We start from the raw sequence: 25,103 nt of genomic DNA, 5'->3' as shown, positions 1-25,103 counted from the left end.
TCAGAACGTCAGGCGGGCTTTTCAGCCAGTCGCTTGTCCAGATAGGCGCCGACGCGGCGCTCGACGGCGCCGATATGGTCCTGCCAGAAGTGGGTCGCGCCTTCTTCCAGCTCATAGTCGATGATGATGCCCTTCTGGGTGCGCAGCTTGTTGACCACGCGCTCCACCTCGGCCGGGGGCACCACGGTGTCGGCCGTGCCGTGCAGGAACAGGCCCGAGGCCGGGCAGGGGGCCAGGAAGCTGAAGTCGTAGATGTTGGACGGCGGCGACACCGAGATGAAGCCGTCGGTCTCGGGGCGGCGCATCAGCAACTGCATGCCGATGTAGGCGCCGAACTGATAGCCTGCGACCCAGGTCTGAGTGGCGGCCGGGTTGTTGGCCTGCAGCCAGTCCAGCGCCGTGGCGGCGTCGGCCAGTTCGCCGATGCCGCTGTCGAACTCGCCCTGCGACTTGCCGACGCCCCGCGAATTGTAGCGCAGGGTGGCGAAGCCGCGCTGAACGAACAGCTGGTGCATCGTCAGAGCGACCGGATTGTTCATGTGCCCGCCCGCCTTCGGGTGCGGGTGCAGGATCAGGGCGATCGGCGCGTCGGGGCGCTTGCCGGGCGAGTAACGGCCTTCGATGCGGCCAGCGGCGCCGGGCAGGATGACTTCAGGCATGGATCGCGATCCCTACAATCAACAGAGGTTTCGCCGGACGGATAATACTTGACCAGGGAGGTAGGACTTTCTAAGTCCCCGGTGCGCGACGCACTCGCCAGCGAGGCCGGGGGTCTTAGCATGACCGCTCCGAAAAGCGTTAGAATTTTGAGGTTATAGGGATGCGCCTGTCGACAAAGGGACGTTACGCCGTGATGGCGATGGCCGATCTGGCGAAAAACGGCTCGGGCCGGGCCGTGTCCCTGGCTGAAATCGCGGCGCGTCAGGAGATTTCGCTCAGCTATCTGGAACAGCTGTTCGCGCGACTGCGCAAGGGCGGCCTGGTCAAGAGCATTCGCGGGCCTGGCGGCGGTTATCGCCTGGCCAAGGGGCCGGACGAGACGGTCGTGGCCGACATCGTCCTGGCCGTCGATGAGCCGATCCGCGCTACCCGCTGCGCCGCCCATGGCACGCCGCGAGGCTGCATGAACGGCGGGGCGCGCTGCATCACTCATGATCTTTGGGAAGACCTCGGTGCCGAGATCCATCGCTATCTGGCCGGGGTCAGCCTGGAGGACGTGATCGAAAAGCGGACCAGCCGCGCCCGTATGGGACAGAAGGACGTCGGGGCCATGGAGGCGGCGGCGTGAGCGTCTATCTGGATTACAACGCTTCCGGCCTGGTTCGTCCTGAAGTTCAGGAAGTCATGGCCAAGGCCTTGGCTGACAACGGAAACCCTTCGGCCGTTCATGCCGCCGGCCGCCGTGCGCGTGCGCGCGTCGAGACGGCCCGTGCTCAGGTGGCCGATCTGGTCGGCGCCGATCCGACGGCGATCATCTTCTCCTCGGGCGGAACCGAATCCAACGCCCAGGCGATCCACAGCGCCCTGGCCGCCGGCTGCGAACGGCTGATCGTCGGCGCGACTGAGCATCCGTGCGTGGCCGAAGCCGCTACGGCGAGCGGCGGGCCGGTCGAAGTTCTGCCGGTGGACGCCAATGGCGTAGTCGATCTGGCCTGGCTGGCTGAGGCGCTGGCGCGTCCGGGGCAGGCCGTCGTGGCCATTCATCACGCCAATAACGAAAGCGGCGTGATCCAGCCGATCGCTGAGGCGGCGGCGCTCGTCCGCGCGGCGGGCGGCTGGCTGCACGTCGACGCCATCCAGTCCGCAGGCAAGATTCCGGTGACGATGCGGGCGCTCGGCGCCGACAGCCTGACCCTCTCGTCGCACAAGCTGGGCGGGCCTCAAGGCGTGGGCGCCCTGGTGCTCAAGGACGGCGTGTCCGCCGTTCGCATTCTGCACGGCGCCGGTCAGGAGCGCGGCCTGCGCGCTGGGACCGAGAACGTTCCGGGCATCACCGGGTTCGGCGTCGCCGCCGACTGCGCGGCCCGTGATCTGGACGCCGCCGGGGCTCATGTCGTCTGGCGCGACGCGGCTGAGGCGAAGGTCAAGGCCGCGGGTGCGACCATCATCGGCGGCGCAGTCGAGCGGCTGCCCAACACCCTGTTCATGGCGGTCGAGGGCTGGGACAGCCCGCAACAACTGATCACCCTGGATCTGGTCGGGGTCATGGTCTCGGCCGGTTCGGCCTGCTCGTCGGGCAAGGTCAAGCCGTCCAAGGCGATCAGCGCCATGGGCCTGCATCATCTGGCGACCGGAGGCGTGCGCGTCTCCGGGGGCTGGGGCACGACCGAGGCCGACTGGACCCGGTTCGCCGACGCCTGGGTCGCGGCCTGGAACAAGCACAAGGCGCGCTTGCAAGAGCGCGTAAAGGAAGTCGCGTAAGTTATGGCTATTGTTCAGGAAACAATCGATACGGTCGCGGAGCTGGAGCGGTACAAGTACGGCTTCACCACGGACGTCGAACAGGAGTTCGCCCCCAAGGGCCTGAACCCGGACATCATCCGCTTCATCTCAGAGAAGAAGGGGGAGCCGGAGTGGATGCTGGAGTGGCGCCTGGCCGCCTATGAGCGCTGGCTGGCCATGGAAGAGCCGACCTGGGCGGCGGTGAAGTACGATCCCGTCGACTATCAGGACCTCTACTACTACGCCGCGCCGGTGAAGAAGGAAGGGCCGAAGTCGCTGGACGAGGTCGATCCCGAACTGCTGGCCGTCTACGAAAAGCTGGGCATCCCGCTGAAGGAACAGGAAGTTCTGGCCGGCGTTCAGGGCGCGCCCAAGGTGGCGGTCGACGCCGTGTTCGACAGCGTCTCCGTCGTCACCACCTTCAAGGAGGAGTTGGCCAAGGCGGGCGTGATTTTCATGCCTATTTCCGAGGCCTTGCGCGAATATCCCGATCTTGTGCGTCAGTATCTGGGCACGGTCGTCCCGGTCAGCGACAACTATTTCGCGGCTCTGAACAGCGCGGTCTTTTCCGACGGCAGCTTCGTCTACATTCCGCCGGGCGTGCGCTGCCCGATGGAGCTGTCGACCTATTTCCGCATCAACGCCAGCCAGACCGGCCAGTTCGAGCGGACCCTGATCATCGCCGACAAGGGTTCCTACGTGTCCTATCTGGAGGGCTGCACCGCGCCCATGCGCGACGAGAACCAGTTGCACGCGGCGGTCGTGGAGATCATCGCCCTGGACGACGCCGAGGTGAAGTACTCGACCGTCCAGAACTGGTACCCCGGCGACGCCGAGGGCAAGGGCGGCATCTACAACTTCGTCACCAAGCGCGCCGACTGCCGTGGCGACCGCTCCAAGGTCAGCTGGACGCAGGTTGAAACGGGCTCAGCCGTCACCTGGAAGTACCCGTCCTGCATCCTGAAGGGTGAGGAAAGCTCGGGCGAATTCTACTCCATCGCCATCACCAACGGCCATCAGCAGGCCGACACCGGCACCAAGATGCTGCACCTGGGCAAGAACAGCCGCAGCCGCATTATCGCCAAGACGGTCTCGGCGGGTAAGTCGGACTCGACCTATCGCGGCCTGGTGTCGATCCACCCCAAGGCGACCGGCGTGCGCAACTTCACCCAGTGTGACAGCCTGCTGATCGGCAAGGAATGCGGCGCCCACACCATCCCCTACATCGAGGTCCGCAACGGCTCGGCCCAGCTGGAGCACGAAGCGACCACGACCCGCCTGTCCGAAGCTCAGCTCTTCTACGCCCAGCAGCGCGGCCTGTCGGAAGAAGAAGCCGTGGCTCTGCTGGTCAACGGCTTCGTCCGCGATGTCCTGCAGGAGTTGCCGATGGAGTTCGCCGTCGAGGCCCAGAAGCTGGTGGCGATCAGCCTTGAAGGCTCGGTCGGCTGAGTGAGTTGAAGAAGAAAAACAATGCTTAAGATCAATAACCTCCACGTCTCTGTCGCCGATAAGCCGATCCTCAAAGGTCTGACGCTCGATGTGCCTGCGGGCGAAGTTCACGCGGTCATGGGGCCGAACGGGGCGGGCAAGTCGACGCTGGGTTACAGCCTGTCGGGCCGCCCCGGCTATGAGGTGACGGACGGTTCCGCCTCGTGGAACGGCATCGACCTGCTGGATATCGAACCGGCCGAGCGGGCGGCGGCGGGCCTGTTCCTGTCGTTCCAGTATCCGATCGAAATCCCCGGCGTGCCGGCCATGACCTTCATCCGCACGGCCCTGAACGCCCAGAAGCGCGCGCGCGGCGAGGAAGAGGTTTCGGCCCCCGCCTTCCTGAAGCTGGTCAAGGCGGCGTCTCAGTCGCTGAAGATGGATTTCGACATGCTGAAGCGGCCGCTGAACGTCGGCTTCTCCGGCGGCGAGAAGAAGCGGATGGAAATCCTGCAGATGGCCCTGCTGGAGCCGTCGCTGCTGATTCTGGACGAGACCGACTCCGGCCTCGATATCGACGCCCTGCGCATCGTCGCCGACGGGGTGAACGCCATGCGCAGCCCCGAACGGTCGATGCTGGTGATCACCCACTATCAGCGCCTGCTGGACTACATCAAACCGGACCGCGTCCACGTCCTGGCGGGCGGCCGCATCGTCGCCTCGGGCGGACCTGAGCTGGCGCATGAGTTGGAAGCGGAAGGCTACGACAAGTTCCTGCCGGAGGCGGCATGAAGGCGCTCGCCCGGCTGGACCTGACCGACGCCGCGACCTTTCCCTCGCGGCGGGTCGAGGAGTGGAAATACAGCGACCTGAAGCGTTTTCTTCGTGAAGCGCCTGAGCCGTCCGGCACCGCCGTCGTGGGCGCGCCGGGGCCGTTCTATGATCTGGGCGGCGACGCCGTCGTCTTCGCCAACGGCCGCCCGGTCGGGGTGAAGGACTACATCGCCTCGGGCGATCAGACGCTGCGCCTGCGCTTCATTTCGGATGCAACGGGCACCGGTCATACGGCGGCGGCGCGCATCGTCGCCCGGCCCGGCGCGCGCCTGCTGCTGCTGGAGACGCACGAGGGCAAGGGCTCGGCCTATGTCGCTCACAACAAGGTCGAGATTGACGTCGCGGCCGACGCCGAGGTGACCCGCATCGTCCTGACCGACGAACCCGCCGACGCCATTTCCGTGGCCGAGGCTGAGGTGCGGCTGGAGGCGGGCGGCCGTTATCGCCAGACCATCGTCGCTACCGGCGCCAAACTGCAACGCCACGAGACCCGTCTGCGTCACGGAGCTGAGGGCGCCGACGCGCGCGTGGACGGGCTCTATCTGCTGAGCGGCGCGCGCCATTCGGACCAGACTTCGGTGATCGACCACGTCTCGCCGAACGGCACGACCAGCCAGCTGATCAAGGGCGTGGTCCGCGACGAGGCGCGCGGCGTTTTCCAGGGCAAGATCCTGGTCCAGAAGGGCGCGGACGAGACCGACGCCCGCATGGGGCACCATGGCCTGATCGCCTCGGATCGCGGCGAGATCGACGTGAAGCCCGAACTGATCATCTACGCCGACGAGGTGCAGTGCGCCCACGGCGCGACCGTCGGGACGCTGGATGAAAGCGCCCTGTTCTACATGCAGCAGCGCGGCATTTCGGCTGATGAAGCCCGCGCCCTGTTGACCCACGCCTTCCTGATCGAGGTCGTCGACCGCATCGAGCATGAAGGCGCCAGAGAGGTGGTGCGGGAATGGCTGACGGCTCGCCTGTGACCAACGCACCTGTGAACAAGGTTGGCGTGACGGGGTTTGACCCCTATGCCGCGCGCGCACAGTTCCCGATCCTGTCGCGTCAGGTGAACGGCAAGCCGCTGGTCTATCTGGACAGCGCCGCCTCGGCCCAGAAGCCGCGCGCGGTGATCGACGCCCTGGTCGCGTCGATGGAAGGCTCCTACGCCAACGTCCACCGCGGTCTGCACACCCTGTCGAACGAGGCGACCGAGGCCTATGAGCGGGCGCGCGAGATCGTCGCCCGCTTCCTGAACGCTCCGTCGCCGGAGACCATCGTCTGGACCAAGGGCGGGACCGAGGCGATCAACCTGGTAGCCAACGGCGTCGGCCTGTCGATCCAGCCGGGCGACGAGATCATCGTCACCGAGATGGAGCACCACTCCAACATCGTGCCTTGGCACATCCTGCGCGAGCGGCGCGGGGCGGTGCTGAAATGGGCGCCGATCAAGGATGACGGCTCGCTGGACATGGAGGCCTTCGCCGCTCTGCTGGGGCCGAAGACGAAGCTGGTCGCCGTCACCCACATGTCGAACGTGCTGGGGACCATCAATCCGGTCGCCGAGATCACCCGTCTGGCCCATGCGGCCGGGGCGCGGGTGCTGATCGACGGCTGTCAGGGGGCGGTCCACGCGGCGCCGGACGTCCAGGCCATCGGTTGCGACTACTATGTCCTGACCGGCCACAAGCTGTTCGCACCCACGGGCATCGGCGTCCTGTACGGCACGGCGGAGGCGTTGGAGGCCCTGCCGCCTTATCAGGGCGGCGGCGAGATGATCGAGACCGTGGAGAAGGAGCGCGTGACCTATGCGCGTCCGCCTCACCGGTTCGAGGCCGGCACCCCGCCGATTCTGGAAGCGATCGGCCTTGGCGCGGCGATCGAGTGGCTGGCGCAGTATGAGCCGGCGGCGATCCAGGCGCATGAGAAGGCTCTATATCATCATGCCGTCGAGCGTCTGCGCGAGTACGACTGGCTACGGATTCTGGGCGAAGCAGAAGGGAAGGGCGCCATCCTGACCTTCGCCGTCGAGGGCGCCCACGCCCATGACGTGGCCCAGATCATGGACCGTTACGGCGTCGCCGTCCGGGCCGGTCTGCACTGCGCCGAACCGCTGGCGAAAAGACTGGGCGTGACCTCGAGCACGCGCGCCTCCTTCGCCCTATATAACACCATGGAGGATGCAGACGCCTTCGTGGACGCGCTGATCAAGGCGCGCAATTTCTTCGTGTGACGAGTATGGACGCCAAGACCGACAACGCGATCAGCGACAGCGACGCCTTCGCCGCCAGCTGGGACGAGCCGCAGAAGAGCGCCCTGTCTCAGGCCGAGCTGGACAAGCTGACGGACGACCTGATCGAGGCGCTGAAGACGGTGTACGACCCGGAAATCCCGGTCGACATCTATGAGCTCGGCCTGATCTACAAGGTCGACGTGTCCGACGATCGCGACGTGCTGGTCGAGATGACGCTGACGGCGCCGGGCTGCCCGGTCGCCGGCGAAATGCCCGGCTGGGTCGAAACGGCGGTGTCCAAGGTCGAGGGCGTTCGCAGCGCCAGGGCCAATCTGGTGTTCGATCCGCCGTGGGACGCCTCCAAGATGAGCGACGAGGCCAAGTTGGCCCTGAACATGTTCTGACGAGGCCATGATGACCGAGCTTCAGACCACGACCCGACCCCGACGCCCCCGGCCCAAGGCGGTGACCCTGACGGACGCCGCCGCCGCGCGCGTGCGCGAGATCATGGACAACGCTGAAAAGGATTACGTCGGGCTACGCGTCGGCGTGAAAAACAGCGGCTGCGCCGGGCAGGAGTACACCTTCGCCTATGCCGAAGAAGCCCTGCCGCTGGACGAGGTGGTCGAGGACAAGGGCGTCACCATTCTGATCGAGCCCAAGGCGGTCCTGTTCCTGATCGGAACCGAGATCGACTATGAGGTGACGAAGCTGGCCTCCAAGTTCGTCTTCCGCAATCCGAACGAGACGGACGCCTGCGGTTGCGGCGAGAGCGTCACCATCATTCCCGCCGCTGCTCTGGACGCCGACTGACATGATCCGACTGGAGGGGGTGACCCGGCGCTATCGCAGCGCGGCGGGCGACCGCACGGCGCTGGACGCCGTCGACCTGCACGTCGCGCGCGGCGAGGTGTTTGGCGTGGTGGGCCGTTCGGGGGCGGGCAAGTCCACCCTGATCCGCGCCATCAACCGACTGGAGACGCCTGACGCGGGCAAGGTCTTCGTCGATGGGCAGGAGATCACCGCCCTGAACCCCGCCGAACTGCGCGCTGCGCGGCGCGGCATCGGCATGATCTTCCAGCATTTCAACCTGCTGAACGCCAAGACGATTGAAGACAACGTCGCCTTCCCCTTGCGGCTGGAAGGGCGGCCAGAGGCTGAGGTGAAGGCGCGCACGGCGGAACTGCTGGCCCAACTGGGGCTGGCCGATCACGCGAAGAAGCATCCGTCCCAACTGTCGGGCGGCCAGAAGCAGCGCGTCGGCATCGCCCGCGCCTTGGCCTGCGGCCCCAGCGTCCTGCTGTGCGACGAGGCGACCAGCGCCCTCGACCCTGAGACGACCGAGGACATCCTGACCCTGCTGGACGGGTTGAACCGCGACCTGGGCCTGACCATCGTCCTGATCACCCACCAGATGGAGGTGGTGCGCCGCGTCTGCGACCGGGTGGCGGTGCTGAAGGACGGCAGGATCGTGGAGCAGGGCGCGACGGCCGACGTCTTCCTGCATCCGCAGCACGCCGTGACCCGCGCCATGCTGGCCGAGGGCGAGGAGGCGGTCGACGCCTCGGTCGCGCCCGCCGGGGCGCGCATGGCCCGCCTGACCTTCCGCGGCCCTTCGACCTATGAGCCGGAATTGAGCCGCGTCGCGCGCACGGCGGGCGTGGACTATTCCATCCTGTCGGGTCGCATCAGCCGCATCCGGGGCGAGCCCTATGGCCAGATGACGGTGGCCTTCACCGGCGGAGACGCCGAGGCGGCCCTGGCGCAACTGGCCGCGCGCGGCGTCGTGGTGGAGGCGGTCTGATGTTCGCCAATGTGGATTGGGCCGATATCGGCAAGGCGACGATCGACACGCTGCTGATGCTGGGCGGATCAATGGTTCTGACCGTGATCCTGGGCGTGCCGCTGGGCGTGCTTCTGTATCTGTCGGGCAAGGGGCGGCTGGCGGCCAATCCGATGCTGAACGCCGTACTGTCCTTTGTGGTCAATGTGCTGCGCTCGGTGCCCTTCATCATCCTGCTGATCGTCATGCTGCCGGTGACGGTGCTGCTGGTCGGCACATCGCTGGGCGTGGCGGGCGCCATTCCGCCGCTGGTCGTCGGGGCCGCGCCCTTCTATGCGCGCTTGGTCGAGACGGCGCTGCGTGAAGTGGACAAGGGCGTGGTCGACGCGACCCAGGCCATGGGCGGTTCGACCTTCCAGATCGTGACGCGCGCTCTGTTGCCCGAGGCCATGCCGGGCATCATCGCCGGCGCGACCGTCACCGCCATCGCCCTGGTCAGCTACACCGCCATGGCGGGCGTGGTGGGGGCGGGCGGTCTGGGCGATCTGGCCATCCGCTTCGGCTATCAGCGTTTCCAGACCGACGTCATGGCCGTGACCGTAGTTCTGCTGCTGATCCTCGTACAAATTCTGCAGATGATCGGCGACCGTCTGGTCGCTAAGGTCTCGCACCGCTGATTTTTCGAAAGCCCGCCCCATGATCCGCCGTTCGCTGCTGCTGTCCGCCGCCGCTGTTTTGACGCTCGCCGCCTGCGGTCAGGGCGCGGGCAAGAAGGCGGGCGGCGAGGGCGCGCCTCTGCTGGTCGGCGCCACCGCCGTGCCCCACGCTGAAATCCTGGAGCAGGTGAAGCCGATCCTGGCCGCCGAAGGCGTGCCGATCGAGATCAAGGTCTTCAACGACTACGTTCAACCTAACGTGCAACTGGCTGAAAAACGGTTGGATGTGAACTACTTCCAGACCAAGCCCTATCTCGACGAGTTCAACGCGGCGCGCGGCACGACCCTGATCACGGTCGCCGGCATCCACGTCGAGCCGCTCGGCCTCTATTCGCGCAAGCACAAGACCTTGGCCGAGTTGCCGAACGGCGCCCAGGTGGTGTTGCCCAACGACGCCTCCAACACCGGCCGCGCCCTGCTGCTGCTTCAGGCGGCGGGCCTGATCACCCTGAAGGATCCGCAGAATCCGCTGCAGACCGTTCGCGATATCGCCGCCAATCCGAAGGGCCTGAAGTTCCAGGAGGTCGAGGCCGCGACCATCCCGCGCATCCTGCCTCAGGTCGATGGGGCGGTGATCAACACCAACTATGCTCTCGACGCCGGGCTGAAACCCAAGACAGACGCCCTTCAGCTTGAAGGCGCCGACAGCCCCTATGTGAACTATCTGGTCGCGCGACCGGACAATCAGGACGACCCGCGAGTCCAGGCCCTGGCCAAGGCCCTGCGCGGCCAGGCGATCAAGGATTTCATCGCCTCAAAATACGAAGGCGCGGTGATCCCGGCGGCCTAAGCTGCGGCGCTGACTGCCTTGGCCGCTGCGGCGGCCTTGGCGCCTTCACCGTCAGAGGCGACGAGGACGGCGGGCGTGACCGGCTGTCCGGTCGCCTCGGCGATCAGTTCGGCTGTCCTGCCCTCCACGGCGGCTTCCAGGCGTTCCAGAAACTCGGCCTTGGGCAGCCCGGTCGGAATGGGCTCGAGGAATTCCAGCGTCGCCGTGCCGGGGTTCTTGTGGAACTCTTCCAATGGCCAGAACAGGCCCAGGTTCGTCGCCAGCGGCACGACCGGCATGTCGAAGTCGCGATACATGTGCCAGACGCCTGAGCGATAACGGAACTTCTCGCCCACCTTGGCCAGATGACCTTCCGGATAGATCAGGATCTTGCGCCCTTCGCGATGGGCGTCGGCGGCGCGTTCCTTCAGGGCGGCGCGGGCGGCGTGGCCGCCGCAGTTGTTGACGACGATGGCGCCCAGTTTCTTGAGCACCGTTCCCAACAGGGGGAATTTCTCCAGATGGTCGCCGGTGACGAAGGCCACGTCGTCGAACTGGTCATAGGTGGCGAAGCCGTCGCCCCAGCTCTGGTGCTTTGAAGCGATGATGAAGGCGCCCTGCGGCAGGCGTTCCTTGCCGCGCGTCTCGATGCGGATGCCCGCGAACAGGCTCATGGCCTGCACCATGCGCCGGACATAGCGGCGGATGATCCAGCTTGTAGCCTTGCGGCCGGGCGCTAGGGCCGCAAAGGCGGCGGCCAGGCCGTAGGTGATGGAAAGCGCCCAATAGGCGATGTTGAAGAGCAGGCTTCGCATCAGGCGACTATGCCAGCCTGACATTCAGAGGCGAGCGTAAAGTGAAGCCTGGCGACGGAGGCCGCCTCGGTCCTGAATTCAGGCGGGCAGTTCGATCGAAACGGCGGCCTGGGCGGCCAGACCTTCGCCACGGCCGGTGAAACCCAGGCCTTCGCTGGTCGTGGCTTTCACGCTGACGGCGTCCAGCGGCAGCTTCAACAGGGCCGCCAGCCGTTCACGCATGGCCTGGCGATGGGGCTTCACCTTGGGCTGTTCGCAGATCAGGGTCACGTCGACATTGACGATGCGCCCGCCGCGCAGCGCCACCCGTTCGGCGGCATGAACCAGGAAGCGGTCCGATGACGCCCCCTTCCACTGAGGATCGCTGGGCGGAAAGTGGTCGCCGATGTCGCCGTCGGCGATGGCGCCGAGGATGGCGTCCGTCAGGGCGTGCAGACCGGCATCGGCGTCCGAATGACCGATCAGAGTCTGGTCATGCGGAATCTCGACCCCGCACAGCCAGACCGACGTGCCCGGTCCCCAACGATGAACGTCGAAACCCTGGCCGATGCGGATGGTGGTGCGAGCAGGGGACAGGGCCTCGGCCATGGCGAAATCCTCAGGATAGGTCAGTTTGGTCAGGCGCGCGTCGCCTGGGATCAGTCGGACGCGGCCGCCCGCGCGCTCGACCACGGCGGCCTCGTCGGTGGCGGCTTCATCGGCGGGCCAGGCGGCATAGGCGTCGCGGATGGTCTTGAGTCGAAAGGCCTGCGGCGTCTGGGCGCGCCACAGGTTCTCCCGATCGACGGCGCCGCTGACCATGCCCTCACGCCCTCGGCGCAAGCTGTCGGCGACAGGCAGGGCGGGCAGGGCGCCATCAGCGTCGACGAGACCCGCCAGCAGGCGCGCGATCACCTCGGCGCTCAGGAAGGGACGGGCGGCGTCGTGGATCAGCACCGGCTCGTCGTCAGCTCCGCTCAGCGCCGCGAGGCCTGCGCACACCGACGCGGCGCGTGTCGCGCCGCCGAGAACCGCGCGCCATCCGTCCAGACCGGCCAGGGCCGCGTCGGCCTCTTCGCGGGCGTCAGCGGCGATCACGACGACGACATCGCGCGCGCCGGCGTCCAGCAGCGCCTCGACCGACCAGCGCACGACCGGCTTGCCGGCCACCCTGCGCCACTGTTTGGCGCCGCCCGCCCGAGAACCCGAGCCGGCGGCCACGACGATCGCTGAGAATCCCATGCGGGTCTTCTAGGCGTCCCGGTTCCGCTTGACGAGAGGGGCCTTCTTCGGTGCTAAGGAGCCTCATGACCATCGGGTTGCAGATTGGCGATGTGAAGATCGCGGGGCGGGTGCTGATGGCGCCCATGACCGGGATCACGGATTTGCCGTTCCGTGTGCTGGCGTCAAGGCTGGGCGCCGCCTATGTGGCGACCGAGATGGTGGCTGCGGCCGAGCTGGCGCGCGCCCGTCCCGACGTGGTGCGCCGCGCCGCCGTCGGCGGTGGCCTGCCTCTGACAGTGATCCAGCTGGTCGGAGGCGATCCGGCCGCCATGGCCGAGGGCGCGCGCATGGCCGAGGCGGCGGGCGCCGACATCATCGACCTGAACTTCGGCTGTCCGGCCAAGGAGGTCACCGGCGCCGCCTGCGGCTCGGCCCTGATGCGCACGCCGGATCAGGCGGCGCAGATCATGGAGGCCGTCGTTCAGGCCGTCAGCCGCCCGATCAGCGTGAAGATGCGGCTGGGCTGGGACGAGAGCAGTCATAACGCCCCTGACCTGGCGCGCCGGGCCGAAGACCTGGGTGTCGCCGCCGTCACCGTGCATGGCCGCACCCGCAAGCAGTTCTACACCGGCGTCGCCGACTGGGACGCGGTGGCCGAGGTCAAACGGGCGGTCGCCATACCCGTCATCGTCAACGGCGACATCATCACGGCCGAACAGGCGCGCGAGGCGCTGAGCCGATCCGGCGCCGACGCCCTGATGCTGGGGCGCGGGGTTTACGGGCGGCCGTGGCTGGCGGCGCATCTGGAGCGCGCCCTTGCGGACGGGACGCGCCTTCGAGAGCCGGATCGCGAAGAACGACTGGCGATCGTCATCGAGCATCTGCGAGCGTCGGTCGCCTTCTATGGCTTGCCGCTGGGTCTCAAGATGTTCCGCAAACATCTGGGCTGGTACATCGAGCAGGCCCCCTGGCCGGCCGATCCAGCCCAGCGTCGGGCCGCCAAGGCCAGGCTGTGCCGGCTGGAGACGCCGGGCGAGGTCGAAACGGCGCTGGCGACCTTGTGGCGAGATGTGACGTATTTGGGCAACTTCGCTGTTGAAAACGAGACACAGGTGTCCGAAGTTGCGGCGTAATGTCGGACACGCCCGTCGCCCCGGTTGAAGAACAAGTCTCAGAGCGCTCGCTCTGGGGGCGTCTCGCTGACGGTCGGGCGCGAGCCTTGTTCGGAACCGCCTATGTCGTCGCCTTCCTGGTCACGGCGGCGGCCATCTGGCTGGTGGCCATTGCGCCGGGAGCCGCCGCAGGCGGGGACGCCCGGACGGCGGCCAGTCGCGCGGTTCTCTATGTCCTTCTGGCCAATCTGGTCCTGATTGCAGGACTCGCGACGGTGATCGGCGGACGGGTGCTGCGCCTGACGCGCAATCGGAACGATCCGGGCGCACGTCTGCATCTGCGGTTCGTCACCCTATTCTCTCTCGTTTCGGTCGTGCCGGCGGTGCTGATCGCCCTGGTCTTCGGCCTGCTGGTCAACCGGGGGGTGGATCAGTGGTTCAGCACCAACGTCCGTTCAGCTGTCGAGAACGGGGCCGAGATCGGCCGCGCCTATGTCGCGGACGTGGGCGCCGGGCTTGAGGTCGACCTGGATACGATGGCGACCGAGTTGGGCGGCGTCCGGGATCTGTTCGACAATCGGATTCAGTTCTCGCGCGCCCTGTCGCAGATCGGCGACTTCTTCGGCTACCCGGCCCTCTATATTCTGGATGAGCAGGGACGCGTCCTGGCCAGCGGCGAGCAACCGGGCGCGCCGCCCTATGTCGCCCCGCCGCGCGAGGCCTTCGAGACGGTGGCGGGCGGCGAGGTGGCTCCGACGACGGTGACCGAGAACCCCGACATGGTGCGGGCGCTCTATCCGCTGCCGGATTACGGTCACGCCTATCTCTATGTCGTGCGGCCGCTGGCGCCGGGCCTGATCCAGCGAATGCGCAACGGCGAGGAGTCCATCACCGCCTATCGCGCCGCCGAGGAAAGCCGCGCTCGCATTCAGGGAGCCTTTGCGCTCAGCTATCTGGAAACGGCGCTGCTGGTGCTGGTCGGGGCGGTCTGGCTGGCCATGTCGGCCGCCAGTTCGATCTCGGCGCCGATCGGACGGCTGGTGCGGGCGGCGGATCAGGTGGCGGGCGGCGACCTCGATGCGCGCGTCGATAACGACGGCGCGCCGTCCGAGATCATCGTCCTGTCCGAAGCGTTCAACCGGATGACCGAGGATATCAAGACCCAGCAGGCGGCGCTCAAGACCGCTTCGGACGAGGCCCAGGGACGCAGCCTCTTCATCGAAACGGTCCTGTCGGGCGTCAGCGCGGGCGTGATCGGCCTGGACCGCCAGCGACGGATCTCCGCCATCAACGACAGCGCCAGCCAGCTGCTGGGCCTCGATCCGGAACAGGTCCAGGGCCGGCGTCTAGCCGAGGTGGCGTCCGAACTGGGCGAACTGTCGGAACGGGGCGAAGCCCATATCGAGGAGGATATCGATGTCAGCCGCGACGGCGAGGCCCTGCGCCTGCGAGTCCGCATCGAGGGCGGGCAGGGCGGCGAGATGGTGCTCACCTTCGACGACATCACCCGCCTGGTCACGGCCCAGCGTAATGCGGCCTGGCGCGACGTGGCGCGCCGCATCGCCCATGAGATCAAGAACCCGCTGACGCCGATCCAGCTCTCGGCCGAGCGGCTGCGCCGCCGCTATCGCGAGCGGGTGGGCGATGATGTCGAGGTGTTCGATCGCTGCACCGAGACCATCATCCGTCAGGTGGGCGACATCGGCCGGATGGTGGACGAGTTCTCGTCCTTCGCCCGGATGCCGGCGCCGCGCTTTTCAATGGAGAATCCTGCGGAAATGCTGCGCGAGGCGGTCTTCGCCCAGCGTGTGGCCATGCCCGACATCGGCGTGGATCTGATCGAACCTCTACCGGAAGTCGTGCTTCAGTGCGACGGCCGCATGGTCGGTCAGGCCTTGGCTAACATTCTGAAGAACGCGGGCGAGGCCGTAGGCGCCAAACGTGCGCTCGAGCCGGTCGCCGAAGGGACGCTGGGCGTTATCGCCCGGCTGGATGTCGAAGACGGACGCGCCGTCTTCGTGATCGAGGACGACGGCGTCGGCCTGCCGGCCAAGGATCGCGACCGGCTGACCGAACCCTATGTAACCACGCGCGAGAAGGGCACGGGCCTGGGCCTGGCCATCGTCAAGCGCATTTGTGAGGACCACGGCGGCGAGCTGCGGCTGGCTGACGCGGAGACATTGTCGGGCGCGCGCGTATGCCTGATCTTCCCCCTGACCCAGGACCACAAGTCCGCCCATCGCGCCTCTGGCGTGGCGGCTGCGGCGAGTTAAGCGAGGCGTCATGCGTAATACGGGTGCTGATATTCTGGTCGTCGACGACGAGGCCGACATCCGCGAACTGGTGTCCGGCCTGCTGGAGGACGAGGGCCACTCGGTCCGCACAGCCGCCAATTCGGACGAGGCGCTGGCCGCCATCCGCGCGCGCAAGCCTTCCCTGGCCGTACTCGACATCTGGATGCAGGGCGGCGGGCTGGACGGGCTGGAACTGCTCGATGTCGTGCGCGAGCTGGATGAGGACCTGCCGGTCGTCATGATCTCGGGCCACGGCAACATCGAAACGGCGGTCAGCGCACTGAAGCGCGGCGCCTATGATTTCATCGAGAAGCCGTTCAAGTCTGACCGCCTGGTCGTGGTGGTGGAGCGGGCCCTGGAATCGGCCGCGCTGAAACGCGAGAACCGGCGCCTGCGCGCCCAGACGCTGACGCCCACCGGACTGATCGGCAAGTCGGTCGCCGCCCAGGTGCTGCGCACCACCATCGCCAAGGTGGCGCCGGCCAACAGCCGCGTCCTGATCTCGGGCCCTCCTGGTTCGGGCAAGGAACTGGTGGCCCGGCAGATTCACGAAGCCAGCCCCCGGGCGAAGGCGGAGTTTGTCGCCATCTCGGCCGCCGGCATGACGCCCGAGCGCCTGGACGTCGAATTGTTCGGCGAGGAGGGCGGCGACGGCCGCCCACGCAAGATCGGCGTCTTCGAGCGGGCCCATAACGGCACCCTCTACCTGGATGACGTGGCCGACATGCCCCGCGAAAGCCAGAGCCGCATCCTGCGCGTCCTGGTCGAACAGAGCTTCCGCCGCGTCGGCGGCGAGCAGGACGTGCAAGTGGACGTCCGCGTCGTCACCTCCACCGCCCGCGACCTGCGCACCGAGATCGCCGAGGGGCGTTTCCGCGAAGACCTGTTCCACCGGCTGAACGTCGTGCCGATCCGGGTGCCGCCGCTGTCGGAGCGACGCGAGGACATCGCCGAACTGGTCGAGTATTTCGTCGACAATCTGTCGGCCTCCCAGGGCCTGCCGCATCGTCGCATCGCCGACGACGCCCTGGCCGTGCTGCAGGTTCATCCGTGGCCGGGCAATGTCCGCCAGTTGCGCAACAACATCGAACGTTTGCTGATCCTGGCCACCGGCGGGCCGGACGAACCCATCACCGCCGATATGCTGCCGCAGGAGGTGGCTTCATCCGCCAGCCCCGCCTCGCTCAGCGCGGACCGCATCATCGCCCTGCCGTTGCGTGAGGCGCGCGAGGTGTTCGAACGGGAATATCTGTCGGCCCAGATCATGCGGTTCGGCGGAAATATCTCGCGTACGGCCGCTTTCATCGGCATGGAGAGATCTGCGCTGCATCGCAAGCTTAAGTCGCTGGGCGTATCGCCTGCACGCGGCGGAGACGAGGAAGGAGAGGGCGCCTGATGTCCAGGGTCGCCTATGTGAACGGCGTCTATCAGCCGCACGGCCAGGCCGTGGTCCATATCGAGGATCGCGGGTTCCAGTTCGCTGACGGCGTCTATGAGGTCTGGTCGGTCTTCGACGGCAGGCTGGCCGATTATCAGGGGCACCTGAGCCGGCTGGCCCGCAGCCTGACCGAGCTGCGGATCGACATTCCCATGTCGGCCGAGTCGCTGGGCATCGTCCTGCGCGAGACGATCCGCCGGAACCGGGTGCGCAACGGCATCGTCTATATCCAGATCACGCGCGGCACGGCGCCCCGCGATCACGCCTTCCCGACGGACGTGGCGCCCAGCGTCATCATCACCGCCAAGTCGATCGACCTGAAGAAGGGCGAAGCTCTGGCCGCCAGGGGCGCGGCCGGCGTCACCCACCCCGACATGCGCTGGGGCCGTTGCGACATCAAGACGGTCGGCCTTCTGCCCAACGCCCTGGCCAAGCAGGCGGCGCGTGAACGTGGCGCTTACGAATCCATCCTGTTCGATGAAATGGGCATGGTGACCGAAGGCTCCTCGACCAACGCCTGGATCATCGACGAAAACGGCAAGCTGCGGACCCGCGACACCCAGGCCAACATCCTTCGCGGCATCACCCGCGCGGCGATCCTCAAGCTGGTCGAGGCGGAAGGTATCGAGCTGGAAGAGCGCGCCTTCAGCGTCGAGGAGGCCAAGCGCGCGCGCGAAGTCTTCGTCACGGCGGCCAGTTCCTTCGTCATGCCGATCGTTTCGCTGGACGGAACCCGCATCGGCGACGGCAAACCGGGCCCGGTTGCGACCCGTCTGCGCGAGATTTATCTGGAACAGGCGCGTCGCGAAGCCATTTAAGGCGTTGCCGCACCGGCGGGGGCTTGGCTAAGGTCGCGGATGCGGGCGATGTTCCGCCTCGCGGCCATTCCGCCGCTGATGAAAAAGACCAAGAACAGGATTAACCTGCCATGTCGCAAGACAAACGACAGAACCTCCAGGACACCTTCCTGAACAGCGTCCGCAAGACAAAGACGCCGCTGACCATCTTCCTGGTGAACGGCGTCAAGCTTCAGGGCATCGTCACCTGGTTCGACAACTTTTGTGTGCTGCTGCGTCGCGATGGCCAATCGCAGCTGGTCTATAAGCACGCCATCTCGACCATCATGCCGTCCGCGCCCGTGCAACTGTACGAGCCCGACGCCGAAGAAGACTGATTGACCTCCAAACTCATTGACCACGCCGTCCCGCTGATCCGGGCCGTCGTCATCCACCCCGACCGCCGCGGCGATAACGCGCGCCACGCGAACGAACGCCTGGAAGAGGCCGTGGGCCTGGCCCAGGCGCTGGACCTCGACGTGCGGGCGCAGGAAATCGTGCGCCTGCGCTCCGTCACGCCCGCCACCCTGATCGGGCGGGGTAAGCTAGAAGAGATTTCGGCCCTGATCCTGGCCGCCGACGCCGAGGCGGTCGTCGTCGACGACCAACTGACGCCGGTGCAGCAACGCAACCTGGAACGCTTCTGGGACATCAAGGTCATCGACCGGACCGGCCTGATCCTCGAAATCTTCGGCCGCCGCGCTCGCACGCGCGAAGGGCGATTGCAGGTCGAGCTGGCGCGCTTGGAATACGAACGCTCTCGCCTGGTGCGCACCTGGACCCACCTGGAGCGCCAGCGCGGCGGTACGGGCGGAACGGGGGGGCCCGGCGAAACCCAGATCGAGCTGGATCGACGGATGATCGCCGACCGCATCGTGCGGCTGAAGGCTGAACTGGAAGAGGTGCGCCGCACGCGCGGCCTGCACCGCAAGGCTCGTCGGCAGGTCCCGTTCCCGTCGGTCGCCCTGGTCGGCTACACCAATGCGGGCAAGTCGACGCTGTTCAATCGGCTGACCGGGTCGGAGGTGCTGGCCAAGGATCTGCTGTTCGCCACGCTGGACACGACACAACGCACCATCCGTCTGCCTCAGGGGCGGCCGGCCATCATCGCCGACACCGTGGGCTTCGTCTCCGACCTGCCGCACGAACTGGTGGAGAGCTTCCGCGCCACCCTGGAGGAAGTCGGCGAGGCGGACCTGATCCTGCATGTGCGCGACATCGCCTCGCCCGACAGCGCGGCCCAGGCCAAGGACGTCGAGGCGGTGCTGGAGCAGATTCCAACGCCCGAGGGCAAGACCCGCCGCATCCTCGAAGTCTGGAACAAGATCGACCTCCTGGAGCCGGAAACCCGCGAATCCATCGTCGGTCAGGCCGAGCGTCTGGCGCGCGACGGTCAGGCTGTCGCCGTGTCCGCGTGGACGGGCGAGGGGATCGAGACCCTGCGCGAGACCATCGCCGGTCTGATCGACGACGATCCGGAGACTCATCTGACGGTCGAGCCGCATCGCGGCGACCTGCTGGCGTGGCTGTACGCCAACGGCCGTGTGACGGGGCGCGAGACGGACGATGACGGCCGGGTCCATCTGACGGTCCGACTGCATCCCGCCGCGCTGGGGCGACTTGAACGGCTGTATCCGGACGTGATCGACTGATCCTGTCATGCACCTGATCGAGACCATCCTCTTCCTGTTGCTGGCCGTGGTGCTGTCAGGGTGGTTGGCTCGGATCACGCGCATCGCCCTGCCGCTGGTGCAGATCGCGCTTGGGGCGGGGGTGGTGCTGATCACCGGCGAGTCGGTCGATCTGAAGCCGGATATCTTCTTCCTGCTGTTCCTGCCGCCCCTGCTGTTCGTGGACGGCTGGCGTATCCCCAAGGAGGCGCTGTTCCGGGACAGGGTGGTGATCCTGGAGCTGGCGCTGGGACTGGTGGTCTTCACCGTCCTAGGGCTGGGTTTCCTGATCCATTGGCTGATCCCGGCCATGCCGCTGGCCGTGGCCTTCGCCCTGGCGGCCATCCTGTCGCCGACCGACCCGATCGCAGTCCAGGCCATTGCTGGGCGGGCGCCGATCCCGAAGCGGCTGATGCACATCCTGGAGGGTGAGTCGCTGCTGAACGACGCCAGCGGCCTGACCTGCATGCGGATCGCCGTGCTGGCGGCGACGACCGGCGCCTTTTCCCTGAGCAGCGCTTTTGGAACCTTCGCCTGGCTGGCCTTGGCCGGCGTGGCCGTCGGCATCGTCGTGACCCTCGTCATCGGCCTGGTGAAGGCTTTCATCAGCCGTCGCTGGGGCGAGGACGTCGGCGGGCAGATTCTGATCAGTCTGCTGATGCCCTTCGCGGCCTATCTGGCGGCGGAAGCCATCCATGCCTCGGGCATTCTGGCGGCGGTGGCGGCGGGCGTGACGATGAGTTTCACCGAGCGTCAGGGCTCGGCCCTGGCCGCGACCCGCATTCGGCGCGCCGTGGTGTGGGACACGGTGCAGTTCGTCGCCAACGGCCTGATCTTCGTCATCTTGGGCGAGCAGATGCCGTCCATCATGGCGCGTGCGGCCGAGGTGATCCGCTCTACCGATCATGACGAGATCTGGTGGCTGGCCGTCTATGTCTTCGCCATCGTCGCGGCCCTGGCGGCCTTGCGCTTCATCTGGGTGTGGACGTCGCTGAAACTGACCCTGTTCCGTCGAAAGGGCCGCCGCGCGCCGCCCAAGGTCGGGCTGCGGTTGGTGGCCGTCATGTCGCTGGCGGGGGTGCGCGGGGCTATCACCCTGGCGGGCATTCTGACGCTGCCCTTCTACCTGAGCGACGGTTCGCCCATGCCGGCGCGGAACCTGGCCATCTTCCTGGCGGCGGGAGTGATCATCGTCTCCCTGGTGCTGGCCACGATCGCCTTGCCTCGTCTTTTGAGGGGCGTGCAGCTTCCGCCGGAGGATGACCATCAGGCCGAGGAGAACCGATCCCGCGTCGCCGCCGCCTGGGCCGCGATCCGAGCCATCGAGGACGCTCAGCACGCCATGGCCGAGGGCAAGGTCGATCCCGACTTCTATGCCGAAACCGCTACGCGAGTGATGGAGGTCTATCGCCACCGCATCGACATGCGCGCCAGCATGGAGGAGGACGCCGTGGTCCAGGCGCGCCGCGCCGATGACATCGAGCGCCGCCTGCGCCTGACCGGCCTTGCGGCGGAGCGTGAGGAACTGGTGCGCCTCGGCCGCCAGCGACTGATCGACGAAGAGACGGCGCGCAAGCTGATCCGCGAGATCGATCTGCAGGAATTGCGCTACGTCTAGGCCGTCTCGGCGATCCAGCCTGCCAGGTCGGCGTAGCTGTCGAACACCTGGTGTGCGCCGGCGCGGCCTTCATCGCCTCGGCGGCGTAGAGGAACAGGTCAGGATGGGGCACCCAGATAGGTCGCCAAGGCGTCGTCCAGCGTGGTCGGCAGGCCGATTTCGCTGAGCAGTTCGGCCATGACCGCATTATTCAGCAGTTCGCTGTCGGCGATGACCTCGTCATAGTCGAAGATGATGAGGTCGAACGGACTTCGGTTCACGCCCGCTCGGCGGCCTTGGCGGCGTCCCACAGGGCGTCCATCTCGGACAGGTCGGACTGCTCCGGCGTGCGGCCGTCTTTCTTCAGTTCGGCCTCGATGAACTCGAAACGACGAACGAATTTGGCGTTGGCGGCGCGCAGGGCGTCTTCCGGCTCGACCTCTAGCTTGCGGGCCAGATTGGCGACGACAAACAGCAGGTCGCCCAATTCCTCGCGGGCCTTCTCCTTGTCGCCGGCGGCGATCTCGACGCGCAGTTCCTGAACCTCTTCGGCCAGTTTGTCGAAGACTTCGTCGGTGGAGGGCCAGTCGAATCCGACACGCCCCGCGCGCTTGGTCAGTTTGGCGGCGCGGGTGAGGGCAGGCAGGCCGACCGGCACGTCGTCCAGCACGCCGTGCTGTTCCTTGGCCTTGCGCTCGGCGGCCTTGATGTCTTCCCAGCGGTCCTTCTGGGCCGGGCCGGTGGCCTTGGCGGCTTCGTCGCCGAAGACGTGCGGATGGCGGCGAACCAGTTTGTCGGCCATGGCCTCGGCCACGTCTTCCAGCTGGAAATGCCCTGCTTCCTCAGCCATGCGCGAGTGGAAGACGACCTGGAACAGCAGGTCGCCCAGTTCCACCCTCAGTTCGTCCATGTCGCCGCGCTCGATGGCGTCGGCGACCTCATAGGCCTCCTCGATCGTATAGGGTGCGACCGTCTGGAAGGTCTGCTCCACGTCCCAGGGACAGCCGCCGTTCGGATCGCGCAGGCGAACCATGATGTCCTTCAGGCGGTCGACAGGGTGGGTCATTCAGGCGTGTCCGGCGTCTCTTTGCGCCAGGGCGGCGCGGATTTCATCGTGCCTGCGTGCGGTCAGGGGATAGCCCTTCAGCACCCAGGCCGTGGCCGCCAATAGCAGGCCCGGCACGGCGATGAACAGGATCTGCAGGATCAACAGCGAGAAGTCGCTATTCCCCTCCGGCCCCGGCAGCGCCTTGAACCCCACCAGCGGCAGGATGGCGTAAGGCAGCAGGGCGAAGACGTGACCCATCTTGGTCGTGGCCGACAGGATGGAGAACATCAGGCCGGTGCGATCCACGCCGGTTTCCAGCCGCACCTCGTCGCCCGCATCCGCCATCATGGCGCGCAGCAGGAACAGACCCGCCGCATAGGGCAGGCCGGCGATGAACATCGCGATCGCCGTCAGGGCGAAGTTCCCGCCGGGGACCAGGGTGGCGCCGACGTAGAAGACGGCGAAGATCAGGCTGGCGACCGCCAGGGCGCGATCCTTGCCAATCCTCGTCGCCAGCCAGGCCCAGACCGGCGCCCCGACCAGGCCGGCCATGAAGTAGATCAGCATGAACAGCGACGCCTGGGTGTGGTCGTAGCCCTTGATCTGGCCGAAGAAGAAGAACAGCAGCGACCCCGTAATGCCCGGCGCGATGCCCAGCAGCAGGTCCGCGATCAGCAGCTTGCGCACTGTCTTCATCCTGAACAGGGCCAGATAGGCGCGCGGTCCGCCGTGCGGCGCGGCGCCCGCATTGACGGGCTCGGGCACGGCGACCATGGCCAGGCCGATGGTGAGGGGCAGGGCGATGATGATGGCCCAGCCCATGATGCGCACCCCGTCGACGTAGTTCCCCAGGCCCGTCTTCACCACGATGGTCGGCAGGATCAGGATCAGGATCACGCCGATGATGTTGAACACCTGCCACCAGCCGTAGACTCGGCTGCGCTGGTCATACTGCGGCGCCAGAACAGCGGCCCAGCCCAACTGCCCCAGCGTGCCCATCGAGAAGCCGAGGTAGAGCACCAGCAGCCAGGCGAACAGATAGATCGGCCCCGCGCCCGGCTGGACCGTCACGAACATCATCAGCGCCGCCAGCATCAGGATCGGCGTGGCCACGGCCATCCACGGGCGATAGCGGCCCAGGCGCGTGCGCGTCCGGTCCATGCCCCAGCCGATGAAGGGATCGAACAGGATGTCGATCAGCCGCACCGCCATGAAGACGGCGGCCACCATGCCCATCTCTATGCCGACGTGGGTGGCGTAGAATTCCGGCAAGGTGACGGGCAGGGCCACGCCGAAAGCCGCCAGCGGCAGGCAGGGGCCTGAGAAGGCGGCCAGGATGGCGTTGGAACGGCGCGGCGCGTCGGGCGCGGCGAGGGCGGACGAAGGCGCTGCGGTTGCGGTCATGCGGTCACGGCCTGTTCGCGGCGCGAGTCGGCCGCAACGGTCACCATGCAGGTTTTCGACGCAGGCGCGAAGACCGCGGAGGGCTTGCGGCGACTCTCAACCTGAGGCCTGCTGGGGTCATGTGGAAAGCGTCCGCCTTCGTTATCGCCGCCTTGATCGCCGCCTTCGCCGGACAGGCTCACGCCGAGGCCCCGGAACCTGCGCCGACCGCCCAGATCTGCGACCGGGCGTCCGACGCCTGGGACGATACGGCCGAGGCGAACGCCATCTCCCTTTATGCGCTGGAATGGGTTCCGTTCGGGCCCTCCGAGTTGGGATGGGAAGCCTATGTCCCGTTGATCCAACAGGAGGTCGGTTCGCCCTGCGATCCGACATCGGCGGGCTTCGCCGAAGCCCTGGCCGCGTTCCAGGCGCGCTACGGGGTCACGGCCAGCGGCCGGTTCGACCAGGCGACCTTTCAGGTGTTGCGAGGTCTGTGGCAGGAGCGGCGACCCTTCGTCATGGCGCGGGTGAGGGGAGAATGCCCGGATCCGCCTCCCGTCGCCGACCTGGCCTATCTGACGACAGGAGAGGAACACGCCGAACGCCTGACGCGTCTGCTGCGTCGCGACGTGCTGGACGCCTATCGCGCCATGGCGACGGCGGCTCGCGCCGAAGTTCCGGAGATCGCCGCCGAACCGGAATTGCTGCGCATCTTTTCCTCTTTCCGCGATCCGGAAGCCGACGCGGCGCGATGCGCGCGCGACGGCAACTGCGACGGCTTGAGACGCGCCGTCTGCTCGCCGCACCGGACCGGCACGGCCGTCGACCTTTATGTCGGCCACCTGCAGGGCATGGGCGTCGATTCCACCGACGTTCACAGTCGCCGCTACATGAGCCAGACGCCGACCTATCGTTGGCTGGTCAAGAACGCCGGGCGGTTCGGCTTCGTCCCCTACGTCTATGAGCCCTGGCACTGGGAGTGGGTCGGTCGATGATCCGACCGCTGGCGCATGGCGAGGCGGCGCTGGCGCGCGAAGTGTTCGGGCGTGACTTGCGGCTGGACGACATCCGCTTTCTGGGCTCGCCATGGCCGTTCGATCGCGCCTTCGTGCCGGGGCGCTGGTTCGGACGCGACTGGATCGTCTGGCCCAGGGCGACCTTGGCGCCGGATTTGTCGCAGGCGTCGCTGCGAACTCAGGCGGTCTTCATTCACGAACTGGTCCATGTCTGGCAGGCCCAGAACGGCGTCAACCTGCTGACCGGAAAGCTCAAGGCGGGCGACGGGCCGGGCGCCTACGCCTATCCTGTCGATGAGCGCTGCGAATGGATCGGCCTGAACATCGAGCAGCAGGCCATGGTGGTCGAACACCGCTTCCTGCTGTCGCGGGGCGCGCGGGTTCCGGGCGAAAGCGCCTTTTATGACCGCGTTTGTCCGATCGGCGATCGTTGAGGAAATTGACAAGAAGGCCTTGCGGCGCCGCAACATGACGTTAAATCAGGCACTGATG

The 25,103-nt window shown here is 66.9% G+C and carries 26 protein-coding genes; 20 read left to right on the top strand and 6 right to left on the bottom strand.

What is annotated here, in order from left to right; all coding sequences use genetic code 11:
- Nucleotides 1-8: 8 nt before the first annotated feature.
- Nucleotides 9-659, bottom strand: a complete 651-nt coding sequence (locus ACWIDZ_RS00515) for an alpha/beta hydrolase (protein ID WP_453988638.1) — start codon at nucleotides 657-659, stop codon at nucleotides 9-11.
- A 161-nt stretch (nucleotides 660-820) separates the two neighbouring features.
- Between ACWIDZ_RS00515 and ACWIDZ_RS00510 the strand changes: the two genes are divergently transcribed.
- The 11 genes from ACWIDZ_RS00510 to ACWIDZ_RS00460 are packed head-to-tail and all read left to right on the top strand — an operon-like array spanning nucleotide 821 to nucleotide 10,217.
- Nucleotides 821-1,288 (top strand): Rrf2 family transcriptional regulator, encoded by a 468-nt coding sequence (locus ACWIDZ_RS00510; RefSeq protein ID WP_453988639.1) that lies wholly within the window; start codon nucleotides 821-823, stop codon nucleotides 1,286-1,288.
- Nucleotides 1,285-2,421: a cysteine desulfurase family protein gene (locus ACWIDZ_RS00505; protein ID WP_453988640.1), complete on the top strand. Its 1,137-nt coding sequence runs from the start codon at nucleotides 1,285-1,287 to the stop codon at nucleotides 2,419-2,421. Before ACWIDZ_RS00510 ends, ACWIDZ_RS00505 begins: the two co-directional genes overlap by 4 nt.
- Nucleotides 2,422-2,424: 3 nt before the next feature.
- Complete coding sequence (sufB, locus tag ACWIDZ_RS00500) at nucleotides 2,425-3,891, top strand: Fe-S cluster assembly protein SufB (protein ID WP_338574876.1); 1,467 nt, start codon at nucleotides 2,425-2,427, stop codon at nucleotides 3,889-3,891.
- Nucleotides 3,892-3,912: 21 nt separating this feature from the next.
- On the top strand, nucleotides 3,913-4,662 hold the full coding sequence (gene sufC / locus ACWIDZ_RS00495; protein WP_346486910.1) for a Fe-S cluster assembly ATPase SufC: 750 nt from the start codon (nucleotides 3,913-3,915) through the stop codon (nucleotides 4,660-4,662).
- On the top strand, nucleotides 4,659-5,681 hold the full coding sequence (gene sufD, locus ACWIDZ_RS00490) for a Fe-S cluster assembly protein SufD (protein WP_338574878.1): 1,023 nt from the start codon (nucleotides 4,659-4,661) through the stop codon (nucleotides 5,679-5,681). The genes sufC and sufD overlap by 4 nt, the downstream gene beginning before the upstream one ends.
- Nucleotides 5,660-6,928, top strand: a complete 1,269-nt coding sequence (locus tag ACWIDZ_RS00485) for an aminotransferase class V-fold PLP-dependent enzyme (protein ID WP_453988641.1) — start codon at nucleotides 5,660-5,662, stop codon at nucleotides 6,926-6,928. Before sufD ends, ACWIDZ_RS00485 begins: the two co-directional genes overlap by 22 nt.
- 5 nt (nucleotides 6,929-6,933) lie before the next feature.
- Nucleotides 6,934-7,332 (top strand): SUF system Fe-S cluster assembly protein, encoded by a 399-nt coding sequence (locus tag ACWIDZ_RS00480; RefSeq protein ID WP_338574881.1) that lies wholly within the window; start codon nucleotides 6,934-6,936, stop codon nucleotides 7,330-7,332.
- Between the two features lie 10 nt (nucleotides 7,333-7,342).
- Nucleotides 7,343-7,741, top strand: coding sequence for a HesB/IscA family protein (locus tag ACWIDZ_RS00475; RefSeq protein ID WP_291776127.1), 399 nt, complete (start codon nucleotides 7,343-7,345; stop codon nucleotides 7,739-7,741).
- Between the two features lies 1 nt (nucleotide 7,742).
- Nucleotides 7,743-8,732, top strand: a complete 990-nt coding sequence (locus ACWIDZ_RS00470) for a methionine ABC transporter ATP-binding protein (protein WP_312217980.1) — start codon at nucleotides 7,743-7,745, stop codon at nucleotides 8,730-8,732.
- On the top strand, nucleotides 8,732-9,388 hold the full coding sequence (locus ACWIDZ_RS00465) for a methionine ABC transporter permease (protein ID WP_453988642.1): 657 nt from the start codon (nucleotides 8,732-8,734) through the stop codon (nucleotides 9,386-9,388). Before ACWIDZ_RS00470 ends, ACWIDZ_RS00465 begins: the two co-directional genes overlap by 1 nt.
- Nucleotides 9,389-9,407: 19 nt before the next feature.
- Nucleotides 9,408-10,217 (top strand): MetQ/NlpA family ABC transporter substrate-binding protein, encoded by an 810-nt coding sequence (locus tag ACWIDZ_RS00460; RefSeq protein ID WP_453988643.1) that lies wholly within the window; start codon nucleotides 9,408-9,410, stop codon nucleotides 10,215-10,217.
- Here the strand turns inward: ACWIDZ_RS00460 and ACWIDZ_RS00455 are convergent.
- Both ACWIDZ_RS00455 and ACWIDZ_RS00450 read right to left on the bottom strand, forming a co-directional pair.
- A complete protein-coding gene (locus ACWIDZ_RS00455) occupies nucleotides 10,214-11,011 on the bottom strand; it encodes a lysophospholipid acyltransferase family protein (protein ID WP_452112214.1) in 798 nt (265 codons plus the stop codon). The genes ACWIDZ_RS00460 and ACWIDZ_RS00455 overlap by 4 nt on opposite strands.
- A gap of 78 nt (nucleotides 11,012-11,089) precedes the next feature.
- Nucleotides 11,090-12,232, bottom strand: a complete 1,143-nt coding sequence (locus ACWIDZ_RS00450; RefSeq protein WP_453988644.1) for a bifunctional 2-C-methyl-D-erythritol 4-phosphate cytidylyltransferase/2-C-methyl-D-erythritol 2,4-cyclodiphosphate synthase — start codon at nucleotides 12,230-12,232, stop codon at nucleotides 11,090-11,092.
- Between the two features lie 65 nt (nucleotides 12,233-12,297).
- Between ACWIDZ_RS00450 and dusB the strand changes: the two genes are divergently transcribed.
- The 7 genes from dusB (at nucleotide 12,298) to ACWIDZ_RS00415 (ending at nucleotide 21,182) form a co-directional block, all read left to right on the top strand.
- Complete coding sequence (gene dusB / locus ACWIDZ_RS00445; RefSeq protein ID WP_453988645.1) at nucleotides 12,298-13,347, top strand: tRNA dihydrouridine synthase DusB; 1,050 nt, start codon at nucleotides 12,298-12,300, stop codon at nucleotides 13,345-13,347.
- A complete protein-coding gene (locus ACWIDZ_RS00440) occupies nucleotides 13,347-15,599 on the top strand; it encodes an ATP-binding protein (RefSeq protein WP_453988646.1) in 2,253 nt (750 codons plus the stop codon). Before dusB ends, ACWIDZ_RS00440 begins: the two co-directional genes overlap by 1 nt.
- A 10-nt stretch (nucleotides 15,600-15,609) precedes the next feature.
- Nucleotides 15,610-17,016, top strand: coding sequence for a nitrogen assimilation response regulator NtrX (gene ntrX, locus ACWIDZ_RS00435; protein ID WP_312217973.1), 1,407 nt, complete (start codon nucleotides 15,610-15,612; stop codon nucleotides 17,014-17,016).
- Nucleotides 17,016-17,876 (top strand): D-amino-acid transaminase, encoded by an 861-nt coding sequence (locus ACWIDZ_RS00430; RefSeq protein ID WP_453988647.1) that lies wholly within the window; start codon nucleotides 17,016-17,018, stop codon nucleotides 17,874-17,876. The genes ntrX and ACWIDZ_RS00430 overlap by 1 nt, the downstream gene beginning before the upstream one ends.
- A 110-nt stretch (nucleotides 17,877-17,986) precedes the next feature.
- The gene (hfq, locus tag ACWIDZ_RS00425; protein WP_003164861.1) at nucleotides 17,987-18,232 is read left to right on the top strand and encodes an RNA chaperone Hfq; all 246 of its coding nucleotides are present in this window, start codon (nucleotides 17,987-17,989) and stop codon (nucleotides 18,230-18,232) included.
- Nucleotides 18,233-19,546: a GTPase HflX gene (gene hflX, locus ACWIDZ_RS00420; protein ID WP_453988648.1), complete on the top strand. Its 1,314-nt coding sequence runs from the start codon at nucleotides 18,233-18,235 to the stop codon at nucleotides 19,544-19,546.
- Nucleotides 19,547-19,553: 7 nt separating this feature from the next.
- On the top strand, nucleotides 19,554-21,182 hold the full coding sequence (locus ACWIDZ_RS00415) for a Na+/H+ antiporter (protein WP_453988649.1): 1,629 nt from the start codon (nucleotides 19,554-19,556) through the stop codon (nucleotides 21,180-21,182).
- Between the two features lie 98 nt (nucleotides 21,183-21,280).
- Here the strand turns inward: ACWIDZ_RS00415 and ACWIDZ_RS00410 are convergent, their stop codons facing one another.
- Genes ACWIDZ_RS00410 through ACWIDZ_RS00400 form a run of 3 tightly spaced genes read right to left on the bottom strand, consistent with a single transcriptional unit; the run spans nucleotide 21,281 to nucleotide 23,613 of the window.
- The gene (locus tag ACWIDZ_RS00410; RefSeq protein WP_453988650.1) at nucleotides 21,281-21,442 is read right to left on the bottom strand and encodes a hypothetical protein; all 162 of its coding nucleotides are present in this window, start codon (nucleotides 21,440-21,442) and stop codon (nucleotides 21,281-21,283) included.
- Nucleotides 21,439-22,227: a nucleoside triphosphate pyrophosphohydrolase gene (gene mazG / locus ACWIDZ_RS00405; protein ID WP_291775126.1), complete on the bottom strand. Its 789-nt coding sequence runs from the start codon at nucleotides 22,225-22,227 to the stop codon at nucleotides 21,439-21,441. The genes ACWIDZ_RS00410 and mazG overlap by 4 nt, the downstream gene beginning before the upstream one ends.
- Nucleotides 22,228-23,613, bottom strand: a complete 1,386-nt coding sequence (locus ACWIDZ_RS00400) for an MFS transporter (RefSeq protein ID WP_453988651.1) — start codon at nucleotides 23,611-23,613, stop codon at nucleotides 22,228-22,230.
- A gap of 119 nt (nucleotides 23,614-23,732) precedes the next feature.
- Here ACWIDZ_RS00400 and ACWIDZ_RS00395 point away from each other — a divergent pair, with 119 nt between their 5' ends.
- Together ACWIDZ_RS00395 and ACWIDZ_RS00390 are read left to right on the top strand one after the other, a co-directional pair.
- On the top strand, nucleotides 23,733-24,590 hold the full coding sequence (locus ACWIDZ_RS00395; protein WP_453988652.1) for a D-alanyl-D-alanine carboxypeptidase family protein: 858 nt from the start codon (nucleotides 23,733-23,735) through the stop codon (nucleotides 24,588-24,590).
- Complete coding sequence (locus ACWIDZ_RS00390) at nucleotides 24,587-25,045, top strand: hypothetical protein (RefSeq protein ID WP_291775132.1); 459 nt, start codon at nucleotides 24,587-24,589, stop codon at nucleotides 25,043-25,045. Before ACWIDZ_RS00395 ends, ACWIDZ_RS00390 begins: the two co-directional genes overlap by 4 nt.
- Nucleotides 25,046-25,103: the final 58 nt, after the last annotated feature.

This window comes from Brevundimonas sp. NPDC055311 (genome assembly GCF_053645695.1).
This window is presented reverse-complemented; position numbering and strand designations above follow the sequence as displayed.

Excerpts from the sequence above, each read along its gene's own strand:
- sufD (WP_338574878.1), top strand. The coding sequence starts at position 4,659 with ATGAAGGCGCTCGCCCGGCTGGACCTGACCGACGCCGCGACCTTTCCC.
- ACWIDZ_RS00415 (WP_453988649.1), top strand. The coding sequence starts at position 19,554 with ATGCACCTGATCGAGACCATCCTCTTCCTGTTGCTGGCCGTGGTGCTG.
- sufC (WP_346486910.1), top strand. The coding sequence starts at position 3,913 with ATGCTTAAGATCAATAACCTCCACGTCTCTGTCGCCGATAAGCCGATC.
- hfq (WP_003164861.1), top strand. The coding sequence starts at position 17,987 with ATGTCGCAAGACAAACGACAGAACCTCCAGGACACCTTCCTGAACAGC.
- ACWIDZ_RS00390 (WP_291775132.1), top strand. The coding sequence starts at position 24,587 with ATGATCCGACCGCTGGCGCATGGCGAGGCGGCGCTGGCGCGCGAAGTG.
- ACWIDZ_RS00515 (WP_453988638.1), bottom strand. The coding sequence starts at position 659 with ATGCCTGAAGTCATCCTGCCCGGCGCCGCTGGCCGCATCGAAGGCCGT.
- ACWIDZ_RS00485 (WP_453988641.1), top strand. The coding sequence starts at position 5,660 with ATGGCTGACGGCTCGCCTGTGACCAACGCACCTGTGAACAAGGTTGGC.
- ACWIDZ_RS00460 (WP_453988643.1), top strand. The coding sequence starts at position 9,408 with ATGATCCGCCGTTCGCTGCTGCTGTCCGCCGCCGCTGTTTTGACGCTC.
- ACWIDZ_RS00470 (WP_312217980.1), top strand. The coding sequence starts at position 7,743 with ATGATCCGACTGGAGGGGGTGACCCGGCGCTATCGCAGCGCGGCGGGC.
- dusB (WP_453988645.1), top strand. The coding sequence starts at position 12,298 with ATGACCATCGGGTTGCAGATTGGCGATGTGAAGATCGCGGGGCGGGTG.
- mazG (WP_291775126.1), bottom strand. The coding sequence starts at position 22,227 with ATGACCCACCCTGTCGACCGCCTGAAGGACATCATGGTTCGCCTGCGC.
- ACWIDZ_RS00475 (WP_291776127.1), top strand. The coding sequence starts at position 7,343 with ATGACCGAGCTTCAGACCACGACCCGACCCCGACGCCCCCGGCCCAAG.
- ACWIDZ_RS00440 (WP_453988646.1), top strand. The coding sequence starts at position 13,347 with ATGTCGGACACGCCCGTCGCCCCGGTTGAAGAACAAGTCTCAGAGCGC.
- ntrX (WP_312217973.1), top strand. The coding sequence starts at position 15,610 with ATGCGTAATACGGGTGCTGATATTCTGGTCGTCGACGACGAGGCCGAC.
- ACWIDZ_RS00450 (WP_453988644.1), bottom strand. The coding sequence starts at position 12,232 with ATGGGATTCTCAGCGATCGTCGTGGCCGCCGGCTCGGGTTCTCGGGCG.
- ACWIDZ_RS00510 (WP_453988639.1), top strand. The coding sequence starts at position 821 with ATGCGCCTGTCGACAAAGGGACGTTACGCCGTGATGGCGATGGCCGAT.
- ACWIDZ_RS00400 (WP_453988651.1), bottom strand. The coding sequence starts at position 23,613 with ATGACCGCAACCGCAGCGCCTTCGTCCGCCCTCGCCGCGCCCGACGCG.
- ACWIDZ_RS00430 (WP_453988647.1), top strand. The coding sequence starts at position 17,016 with ATGTCCAGGGTCGCCTATGTGAACGGCGTCTATCAGCCGCACGGCCAG.
- ACWIDZ_RS00480 (WP_338574881.1), top strand. The coding sequence starts at position 6,934 with ATGGACGCCAAGACCGACAACGCGATCAGCGACAGCGACGCCTTCGCC.
- ACWIDZ_RS00455 (WP_452112214.1), bottom strand. The coding sequence starts at position 11,011 with ATGCGAAGCCTGCTCTTCAACATCGCCTATTGGGCGCTTTCCATCACC.
- ACWIDZ_RS00395 (WP_453988652.1), top strand. The coding sequence starts at position 23,733 with ATGTGGAAAGCGTCCGCCTTCGTTATCGCCGCCTTGATCGCCGCCTTC.
- sufB (WP_338574876.1), top strand. The coding sequence starts at position 2,425 with ATGGCTATTGTTCAGGAAACAATCGATACGGTCGCGGAGCTGGAGCGG.
- ACWIDZ_RS00465 (WP_453988642.1), top strand. The coding sequence starts at position 8,732 with ATGTTCGCCAATGTGGATTGGGCCGATATCGGCAAGGCGACGATCGAC.